General features: G+C 42.3%; 11 protein-coding genes. All 11 read left to right on the top strand.

The window, feature by feature from the left end:
• The first annotated feature begins 485 nt into the window (after nt 1-485).
• The 11 genes from rpmH (at nt 486) to rsmG (ending at nt 10,051) form a co-directional block, all read left to right on the top strand.
• Nucleotides 486-620, top strand: coding sequence for a 50S ribosomal protein L34 (rpmH, locus tag AVL57_RS19745; protein WP_049791785.1), 135 nt, complete (start codon nt 486-488; stop codon nt 618-620).
• A 22-nt stretch (nt 621-642) separates the two neighbouring features.
• A complete protein-coding gene (gene rnpA, locus AVL57_RS19740) occupies nt 643-1,002 on the top strand; it encodes a ribonuclease P protein component (RefSeq protein ID WP_057795042.1) in 360 nt (119 codons plus the stop codon).
• Nucleotides 987-1,235: a membrane protein insertion efficiency factor YidD gene (gene yidD, locus AVL57_RS21110; RefSeq protein ID WP_082605073.1), complete on the top strand. Its 249-nt coding sequence runs from the start codon at nt 987-989 to the stop codon at nt 1,233-1,235. Before rnpA ends, yidD begins: the two co-directional genes overlap by 16 nt.
• Nucleotides 1,236-1,245: 10 nt before the next feature.
• Nucleotides 1,246-2,898 (top strand): membrane protein insertase YidC, encoded by a 1,653-nt coding sequence (gene yidC, locus AVL57_RS19735; RefSeq protein WP_057795043.1) that lies wholly within the window; start codon nt 1,246-1,248, stop codon nt 2,896-2,898.
• Nucleotides 2,899-2,969: 71 nt separating this feature from the next.
• Complete coding sequence (locus AVL57_RS19730) at nt 2,970-3,452, top strand: YajQ family cyclic di-GMP-binding protein (RefSeq protein WP_057795044.1); 483 nt, start codon at nt 2,970-2,972, stop codon at nt 3,450-3,452.
• A gap of 3 nt (nt 3,453-3,455) precedes the next feature.
• Nucleotides 3,456-4,844: a tRNA uridine-5-carboxymethylaminomethyl(34) synthesis GTPase MnmE gene (gene mnmE, locus AVL57_RS19725; RefSeq protein ID WP_057795045.1), complete on the top strand. Its 1,389-nt coding sequence runs from the start codon at nt 3,456-3,458 to the stop codon at nt 4,842-4,844.
• A 3-nt stretch (nt 4,845-4,847) separates the two neighbouring features.
• Nucleotides 4,848-5,285, top strand: coding sequence for an FMN-binding protein MioC (gene mioC / locus AVL57_RS19720; protein ID WP_057795046.1), 438 nt, complete (start codon nt 4,848-4,850; stop codon nt 5,283-5,285).
• Nucleotides 5,282-5,953 (top strand): DnaT-like ssDNA-binding domain-containing protein, encoded by a 672-nt coding sequence (locus AVL57_RS19715; RefSeq protein ID WP_057795047.1) that lies wholly within the window; start codon nt 5,282-5,284, stop codon nt 5,951-5,953. The genes mioC and AVL57_RS19715 overlap by 4 nt, the downstream gene beginning before the upstream one ends.
• Nucleotides 5,954-5,957: 4 nt before the next feature.
• Nucleotides 5,958-6,779 carry an ATP-binding protein gene (locus AVL57_RS19710; RefSeq protein ID WP_057795048.1) on the top strand — a complete coding sequence of 274 codons (822 nt, stop codon included), beginning with the start codon at nt 5,958-5,960 and terminating at the stop codon, nt 6,777-6,779.
• A gap of 711 nt (nt 6,780-7,490) precedes the next feature.
• Nucleotides 7,491-9,392, top strand: coding sequence for a tRNA uridine-5-carboxymethylaminomethyl(34) synthesis enzyme MnmG (gene mnmG / locus AVL57_RS19705; protein WP_057795049.1), 1,902 nt, complete (start codon nt 7,491-7,493; stop codon nt 9,390-9,392).
• A gap of 14 nt (nt 9,393-9,406) precedes the next feature.
• Nucleotides 9,407-10,051: a 16S rRNA (guanine(527)-N(7))-methyltransferase RsmG gene (gene rsmG / locus AVL57_RS19700; RefSeq protein WP_057795050.1), complete on the top strand. Its 645-nt coding sequence runs from the start codon at nt 9,407-9,409 to the stop codon at nt 10,049-10,051.
• Nucleotides 10,052-10,061: the final 10 nt, after the last annotated feature.

Raw genomic sequence — 10,061 nt, 5'->3', positions numbered from 1 at the left:
TTTTATCATTTTAATAGCTGTGGATTATCTTACTTTATCAACAAAAAGTAAATGACGATCTTTGGAGATCATCAGGATCAAAACTGTAAACCATTGATAATTAAACAAAGAGTTCTTATTCGAAAATGTGCTTAATTTAGCTAAATTAAGAATTAAAATACTGATAATCGGATGAGATCACCGTCTAAATGCCATACACAGCGGTTTGAAATTTGAAAATCTGTGGATAAAATGACGATTATAACCAGCTTATTCACAGTTAAAATTATAGCGGCTGATTAGCATTTAAGCCTTTACAGTAAACTTTGTTCACATTTTCTACCGAAATAGTGGATTATTGATTGACAGCGGGCCCCGAGATCTCTAGAATTCAGCGTCCTTTTTCGATGGGCTTTTCTGGTGATAAGCACAACTTACTCTGGTAACAGAATAAAGTGTTTACCAAAAACGCCTATGTTTAATTAAATATAAGTGAGACTTTGGTCATGAAAAGAACATTTCAACCGAGCAATTTGAAGCGTAAGCGTTCTCACGGTTTTCGTGCTCGTATGGCGACTAAAAATGGTCGTAAAATACTAGCAGCTCGCCGTGCAAAAGGCCGCGCTCGTCTTTCTGCTTAAGCTTAAGTAGAAAGCACCTAAAGTGGGCGAAAATCATTTTTCACGGGAGTTACGTCTGTTAACTCCCACCCACTTTACCTATGTGTTTGATAATGCAATTCCAGCTGTATCTCCCTCGTTTACCATCCTAGCAAGAATCAATACTCTACCATCCCCACGTTTAGGCATTACACTTGCCAAAAAGCGCATTCGTAAAGCTCACGACCGAAATCGTTTAAAACGCTTAATTCGTGAAAGTTTTCGCCATAAGCAACATGATCTCCCAAATGTGGATATTATCGTAATTGGTAAATCTGGTGCTGATAAACTTAGCAATCAAGAGATTTTCGCAACGATGGATAAGCTATGGAAAAAATTAGCCAAACGTTGCAACGCGTCTTAATCGCGATACCACTGGTACTCATAAAACTGTATCAATGGTTTATATCTCCTATTTTAGGACAACGCTGTCGTTTTCATCCATCATGTTCTTGGTATGCTATTGAAGCACTAAAAACACATGGATTAGTAAAAGGCGGTTGGCTATCAATCAAACGCATATTAAGATGCCATCCTTTGCATGCCGGTGGTTACGACCCAGTACCGGAAAAACAACAAGATAAACACTCAAAATAAAGAGACCTATATGGAATCGCAACGTAGTTTTCTGATAATTGGCCTGGCGCTGGTCAGCTTTTTGCTTTGGCAACAATGGCAAAAAGAATACGGACCTCAACCTGTACAGCAAGTACAAACAGAGCAAGCCGAACAGGTATCACAAGGTGTGCCATCATTTGATGATGCGCAATCTGAAGATGTACCTACCGGTGATAGCATGCCAGCTGCTAAACCGATGGCTAGCGCATCAAATGCTAATCGCATTATCGAAGTTAAAACTGATGGCTTAGACCTTCGCATCGACTTATTGGGTGGCGATGTCATTACTGCAGACTTATTAAAGTTTCCAGTAACTCAAGGTTCAGAAGAACCTTACAGTCTATTACGTTCAGGTAATGGCTTATATGTAGCACAAAGTGGTCTTATTGGTGCTAATGGCCCAGATGCTAGCAGCAGTGGTCGCCCTGTTTATCGTACTGAAAGCAATTTCTACGAGATGACCGGAGATACCCTAGAAGTGCCGTTAGTATGGAAAAACGACCAAGGACTTACTGTTACCAAAACGTTCATCTTCAAGAAAGACCATTATGAAGTTGCGGTAAATTACACGGTTCAGAATAACTCTGGCGCAGTGGCTAATGTGCAGCAATATGCACAACTGAAACAAGTTATTGACGCGGAAGATGACGGCAACATGTTTATGCCTACCTATCGCGGCGCAGCATATTCGACCGAAGATGATCGTTATCAGAAATATACCTTCGACGATATTGAAGATGACAAGTTGCGTGAAACCACTAAAGCGGGTTGGGCAGGTATGCTTGAGCATTACTTTGTCTCTGCTTGGGTACCACCACAGGATCAAGTTAACACCATTTACTCGCGCAATATTTCAAATCAATATGCGGTTATTGGTGTACTAATGCCTGCGGCGGCAATAAACAGTGGTGAAACAAAAACATTATCTAGCACCCTTTATATGGGTCCTAAAGATCAAGAAAAGCTTGTTCAAATTGCTCGTGGCCTAGATTTAACCGTTGATTACGGCATTTTATGGTGGATATCTCAACCACTGTTTTCACTACTTACGTTCTTACATAGCTTAGTGAATAACTGGGGTGTAGCCATCATCTTGATTACTATCGTAGTGAAAGGAGCTATGTACTGGCTGACTAAGAAACAATACGAGTCAATGGCTCGCATGCGTAACTTAGCACCTAAAATGCAGCAACTTAAAGACCGTTTTGGCGATGACAGACAAAAAATGTCTCAGTCGATGATGGAGCTTTATAAGAAAGAAAAAGTTAACCCTATGGGTGGTTGTTTACCACTAGTACTTCAAATGCCTATCTTCTTAGCGCTCTATTGGGTGTTGATGGAAAGTGTTGAATTACGCCATGCAGATTTCGCATTGTGGATCACTGACTTGTCAGTGAAAGACCCGTACTTTGTATTGCCTATATTAACGGGCGCAAGTATGTACTTATTGCAGAAACTACAACCTACAACGATTACTGATCCTATGCAGCAGAAGATAATGCAGTTCATGCCTGTGGCAATGAGTGTGTTCTTCTTATGGTTCCCTGCAGGTCTAGTATTATACTGGTTAGTAAGTAACATCATTACATTAGTACAAGCCAAAATGATATATGCTTCTATGGAGAAGCGGGGAATTAAATAGCAACGTCTATTTCTTTTATAATAAACAGCCCGCCAATTGCGGGCTGTTTTGTCTACGAGGATAAATTAACTATGCCATCATTTGATATTGTGTCAGAAATCAACATGGAAGAAGTGCGCAACGCCACTGAGAACGCACACCGAGAACTTGCCACACGTTTCGATTTTCGCGGCATTGAAGCGAGCTTTGAATACAAAGAGAAAACCGTGGTAATGAAAGCGGAAGCCGAATTCCAATTACAACAAATGGAAAGTATGTTTAGAACTGCATGCTCTAAGCGAAACCTAGATACTTCGTTTATTGATATGAAGCCCTTTGATGCTAACGGCAAAACCTATCGTCAAACGATTGCTTTCAAAGAAGGCATAGAACAGCCTATTGCGAAGAAAATTGTAAAAATTATTAAAGACGCAAAAATCAAAGTACAAACGGCTATTCAAGGTGAAGAACTGCGAGTAACCGGTAAAAAGCGTGATGATTTACAACAAGCCATGGCCTTGGTGAAATCATCAGACTTAGGTCAGCCTTTTCAATTTAAGAACTTTCGCGACTAAAATATGGATTCACATATCATCACAACCGATACCATTACCGCCCAAGCTACTGCCCCTGGGCGCGGTGGAGTAGGAATTGTACGAGTATCAGGCCCACATGCTAAAACTATAGCAGCCACTCTGGTACCCACAGCCCTAACACCTAGATTGGCCACCTATACCCCGTTTGTCGATAGCCAACAAAATGTTATCGACCAAGGTATCGCGCTATTCTTCAAAGGGCCTAATTCATTTACGGGCGAAGATGTATTAGAGCTGCAAGGTCATGGCGGTCAGGTTGTGATGGATATGCTTATTGACGCTGTGTTATCGACTGGCAAAGCGCGATTAGCCAACCCAGGTGAGTTTAGTGAACAAGCCTTTATCAACGACAAGCTCGATTTAGCGCAAGCTGAGGCTATCGCTGATTTAATAGATGCTAGCTCTAAACAAGCGGCAAGAAGCGCGCTACGTTCGTTACAGGGCGAGTTTTCAACCCAAATACAAACGTTGTCTGATCAAATTGTTCATTTACGTATGTACGTTGAAGCCGCTATCGACTTTCCTGAAGAAGAAATTGATTTCTTATCTGACGGCAAAGTGTCTGGCGATCTAGCCGCCATACTTGCGCACCTTCAAGTTGTACGAGAGCAAGCTAAGCAAGGAAGTCTACTCAGAGAAGGCATGCAGGTGGTTATCGCCGGGCGCCCTAATGCGGGTAAATCAAGTTTACTAAATGCATTAGCAGGCCGAGATAGCGCCATAGTCACCGAGATTGCAGGCACTACTCGTGATGTATTAAAAGAGCATATTAATATTAACGGCATGCCGGTACACATCATTGATACCGCAGGTCTTCGTGATAGCCCGGACAAAGTAGAACAAATTGGGATTGAGCGAGCGTGGCAAGCCATTAGCGAAGCGGATCACGTACTTTTTGTTACTGATTCAACCACTACTGATGTGGCAGATCCTTATAAAATTTGGCCTGAATTTATGGCGCGCTTACCAGAGGGTATCCCAACCACGGTAATCAAAAATAAAGCGGATCTAAGCGAGTTAGAAGTAGGCCTGAATAACGTAAAAACCGAACATGGCGATATGCCGGTTATTAATATTTCAGCAAAAGAAAGCGACGGTATCGATACCCTGCGAGATCATTTGGCCAACACCATGGGGTTCGACACTACCACTGAAGGGCAATTCATCGCCCGAAGACGCCACCTTGATGCGTTGGAAAAGGCATATCAATTTGTGGTGATAGGCGAACAACAACTTCACGATGCTATGGCCGGTGAACTACTTGCAGAAGAACTGCGGTTAGCCCATCAGTCATTGTGTGAAATCACTGGTGAATTCACCTCAGACGACTTACTTGGTAAGATATTTTCATCTTTCTGTATTGGTAAATAATTAATGACAACGCACTATGAAATAATTGTGGGTACCATGCTTGGAGCTTCAGAATATGTGGCCGAAGCTATTGCCAAAACACTTGAGCAGCTAGGCAATACATTCACTATTCATCTTGAACCAACACTAAGTGGCATTAATAAAGACTCGACATGGATAGTGTGTACATCAACCCATGGTGCGGGTGAACTACCTGATAATATCCAACCTTTTGCGAAATCATTAAAAGACACTGATTTAACGGGTGTGAATTTCTATGTAATTGGTTTGGGTGACACGAGTTACGATACCTTCTGCCATGGCGCAAAAGATATAGAAACCGCTATGAAAAATACTGGTGCTACCCTTCTTGCCGAACCCATACATATTGATGTGTTAGAACATCCTATTCCAGAAGATGAAGCGGTAGCACTGTTCCAACGCTCCTTGGAAACTGCATGAGTACAACGCTAACGCAAGCTGAACTCGCGGTACTACAATCGCCAATATCAAACGATTGCCGCGTACTTTACTTGCTTGGCTTACGCCCAACAGCCAACACAGCTTCTACGGCAAGTGCTGCTATCGATTATAAGTTCTTACTGTCGCTATTAAACGGCGAACAAAAAGACACCCCCTATCAACGTGGCCGGCAAATCAATAGCCTATTAAAACAGCTTGAACTTGTGGGGCTGGTGGTTTTTCCAGAAACGTTGGATTTAGAGCATTCTATTAACGGCAAAGCCCTACTTCTTCCTTTGATAAACAACGCACAATCAAACTTTGATGCGCTGCATAAGTCTCATTTTGCTATTTCAGCCTCTTGGAAGCCAAACAAAGCGTTATTCTTAGAGATGGCCTCTCTGCTCGGTATTATTGATACTGAGTATGATGATAATGAAGTGGGCGAATTCATCTCTTACTGGCTAGGTAGGCCAGGCACAATACTGAGTGAATTCCAATGGACACAAAAATTCGCTCACAATATTAAACATAAGCGCGTAGCCGCGGGTTATTCTCCTGTAAGAAAAGTGGGAAATCAGCAAGTGAAAGTTGCAGCCGGTATCGAAGCGGATGATAATGCAAGAAAGCTGGTGGAAAAATACGCCACATCGACAAAGAAGAACTAACGCTATGGATCGAATTACAGACAAAATTGCGAATCTTGCAAAGGCCCTTAACAAGCCTTCCGAGCCTAACGATGAATACATCGATTACGCAACACTTAGAAAGCAATACGAAAACCAAGCAAATCAAGAAATTGGTCAACTACAACAACGCTCTAAAAAAGCGCGTGTAGAAGCCATTCATGGGCGTTCTGATCTAAACCCCAAGTGGACGTTCGCTAACTTGGTAGAAGACAGCGATGATGTTATTGAAGCGGTATCTATTGCACAGTCATTTATTGCTGCTCATGACGATCCCGCTTGGCGTCAAAGTGGTTCTCATATGATGTTATTCTACGGTGATTATGGCAGAGGTAAGTCTCATATTGCTGGCGCGATCGCCCATCAACTTATAGAACAATACGAGATCTCAGTTTTATACAGGCAGCTTTCAACCCTATTGGAAATGCGTTATTTCTCTTATGATTTTAGCGCCACAGACAACGTAGGTCAGAAGTTCAGAGAAGCAAACCAAGAACTACTTGAAGTCGATTTGCTCATTCTTGATGAAGTATGTGTGAATGAAACCGTGCTTAAAAAGAATACCCAAAGCTGGTTAGGCAATTTATTGCGCCAACGTTTGGTAAATAAAAAGAACTGCATCTTAATTACCAACCATAGTTTAGGCGAGCTAGAGCACGCTATGGGCCGTTATTGCTTTGAGTCAGTCAAAGAGTACGATACTTATAAAGTACGCTTTCAAGGCCCAAGTAGACGTGAAGGCTTAACCCAAGATGAAGCCGAAGCACAAAATATCACGCCGAGATATCAACCTAACCAGGTTCGCTAGACTAAAAACCGCAGAGAAAGCACGCTCAACGTTCAGTAAAATAACCCTCGTATTTCTTTAAAAGGGTGTCATTAATAATGATCGTTGCTCCTCTGCGGCGCTAATTTTTTTGATTCCTCCATAATTTTTTAATTATTTTTCCGATCACAAAATAAAAGATAATGAGTGATCACACGATCCATTTAAAAATTGTGGAAAGATCTCATCCACAACAAGATCGCTCTGAAAGCCATATCCTATGCTTAGTTAGTGATCTAACAACAGTAATAACCAACATTTTATCCCCAATGCGATCACATCTTGATCAGTGCTGTGGATAGGATCCTACAAACCACTGTGTATAAGCTCTTACTGAAGAATGAGTAACTTTATTCACAATTGCCCATGTGGATAACTAAGGGGTTTATACACAAGATCATGAGGGGGTTATCGATCTGTATTGCACAACCTTTTAGATCGTGTAACTTCATGATCTGAAACTGCTTTAAAGGGTTACTAACAGATCTTGCTGATCCTAATAATAATAAAAATAAACAGATCTATAAGAGATCTTAAGATCAATAAAGCCAAAGCGAAAAGAAATGAACAACAGCATTGAAGAAAATTTAACCGTTTTCTTTATGCAATAAGTCAGCTAAAATACGCGCCCTTTTTTCAGCTTGTTCAGAAAAGAAAAAAGTTACTCCATTTACGTTAATAGTGAGGTTCGATATGTATTACACCCAAGCATTTGATGTCATCGTAGTCGGTGGTGGTCATGCTGGAACAGAAGCTGCGCTAGCTGCTGCTCGCATGGGTTCAAACACCTTACTGTTAACCCATAACATTGAAACCATTGGACAGATGTCTTGTAACCCAGCGATCGGTGGGATCGGCAAAGGTCATTTGGTAAAAGAAATTGATGCACTTGGTGGTGCTATGGGATTGGCTGCCGATCACGGTGGTATTCAGTTTAGAACTCTAAATTCAAGCAAGGGACCAGCTGTTCGTGCAACGCGTGCTCAGGCTGATAGAACCCTTTACCGCCAAGCCATTCGTAAAATTGTAGAAAGCCAAGAAAACCTCACGTTGTTTCAACAAAGTGTTGACGATCTTGTGGTTGAAAACGATCAGGTAACTGGTGTGGTTACTCAAATGGGGCTTAAATTTAAAGCCAAAACCGTGGTACTCACAGTAGGAACATTCTTAGGCGGCACTATTCACATAGGCCTTGAGAACTATCGTGGTGGACGCGCAGGCGATCCCCCTTCGATAGCCCTCGCTGATCGTTTACGTGCCTTACCGTTTCGTGTAGACCGCTTAAAAACCGGAACGCCTGCACGTTTAGATGCCCGTTCGTTAGATTTTAGTGTGATGCAAGCACAACCAGGTGATAATCCAACACCGGTATTTTCATTCATGGGCAATCGTGAAATGCATCCACAACAGATCCCATGCTACATCACGCACACTAACGAAAAAACACACGATATTATTCGAGGTGGACTTGATCGCTCTCCTATGTTCACTGGCGTCATTGAAGGCATTGGCCCCCGTTACTGCCCAAGCATTGAAGATAAGATCACCCGTTTTGCAGACAAAGATTCCCATCAAATTTTTGTGGAGCCAGAAGGCTTAAACAGCATTGAAGTTTATCCAAATGGTATTTCAACAAGTTTGCCTTTTGATGTTCAGATGAATCTTGTTCGCTCAATTAAAGGGTTCGAGAACGCGCATATTGTGCGCCCTGGCTATGCCATTGAATATGATTTCTTCGATCCGAGAGATCTGAAACAAACACTCGAAAACAAATTTATCAAAGGTTTGTTCTTTGCTGGCCAAATTAACGGCACAACCGGTTATGAAGAAGCAGGTGCACAAGGCCTCATTGCTGGCGCAAATGCGTCGCTGCAAGCACAAGAAAAAGATCCCCTTATTTTACGACGCGATCAAGCCTACATGGGCGTACTGATTGACGATCTGGCTACCATGGGAACGAAAGAACCCTATCGTATGTTCACCAGCCGTGCTGAATATCGATTATTGCTGCGTGAAGATAACGCCGATAGTCGCTTAACTGCGTTAGGTCGTGAAATAGGCTTAGTGGATGATGCTCGCTGGGCCGCGTTCAATACGAAGCAAGAAGCGGTTGAAGGAGAGTTGCAACGCATGCGTGGAAACTGGGTCCACAAAGATCATAGTGCTACGCCAGCGTTGAATACCCTGCTTAAAACACCCGTAAGCAAAGAGCATTCACTAGAAGAACTTATTCGTCGACCTGAAATGACCTATCGTCAATTGATGGAGATTGAAAGTATTGGACCTGGTTTAGCCGATCCTATTGCGGCAGAACAAGTTGAGATCCAAATTAAGTACGCAGGTTATATTGCGCGCCAGATGGACGAAATAGCCAAAACACAGCGTCACGAGAATTCACTGTTACCGGTTGATCTCGATTTTACTAAAATCTCAGGTTTATCAAACGAAGTGGTAGCGAAACTTACCGAAGCGAGACCTGAAACTATTGGTAAAGCGTCGCGTATTTCCGGAATTACGCCGGCTGCTATTTCGTTGCTTTTAGTGTATTTGAAAAAGCACGGCATGTTAAGAAAACACGATAAATTAAGCGCTTAAGCAGATTTCAATTTATGAGTTTAGAGCAAGAATTACACGAAATACTGGCCTCGGGCCTTGCGGCACAATCACTTCAATTAAGTGATGATCAGCAAGCAAAGCTCGTGGGCTTTGTATTATTGATTGATAAATGGAACAAAGCCTACAACCTAACATCGGTGCGCGATCCGAAGCAGATGATGGTAAAACATATTTTGGACTCATTAGCGATATACCCATATTTAGCTAAACATGAAGCCAAACATATCATTGACGTAGGCACTGGGCCTGGATTGCCAGGTATGCCCCTTGCAATAGCGTTTCCTGACACGGCGTTTACCTTGCTAGATAGTTTAGGTAAGCGCGTTCGTTTTATGACCCAAAGTGTCCACGCCCTTAAACTATCGAATGTGACACCTGTTCAAAGTCGTGTTGAAGCACATACCCCAGCGCAACCGTATGATATAGTACTTAGCCGAGCGTTCGCTTCATTAAAAGATATGTTGCACTGGTGCCAACATCTGGTAAATTCAAACGGGCAGTTCCTTGCACTCAAAGGGCAGTTTCCAGAAGACGAACTAAAAGAAGTGAGTGATCACTATCAGGTGATCAAAACGGAAAGTCTCACTGTACCGAATCTGGTGGGCGAACGACACCTCGTTTGGATTAAAAAGGCATAACAGGACTTAT

Source organism: Alteromonas stellipolaris (assembly GCF_001562115.1).
Lineage (GTDB): Bacteria > Pseudomonadota > Gammaproteobacteria > Enterobacterales > Alteromonadaceae > Alteromonas > Alteromonas stellipolaris.
The sequence above is the reverse complement of the archived record's forward strand: the minus strand, read 5'-3'. Positions and strand labels throughout refer to the sequence as shown.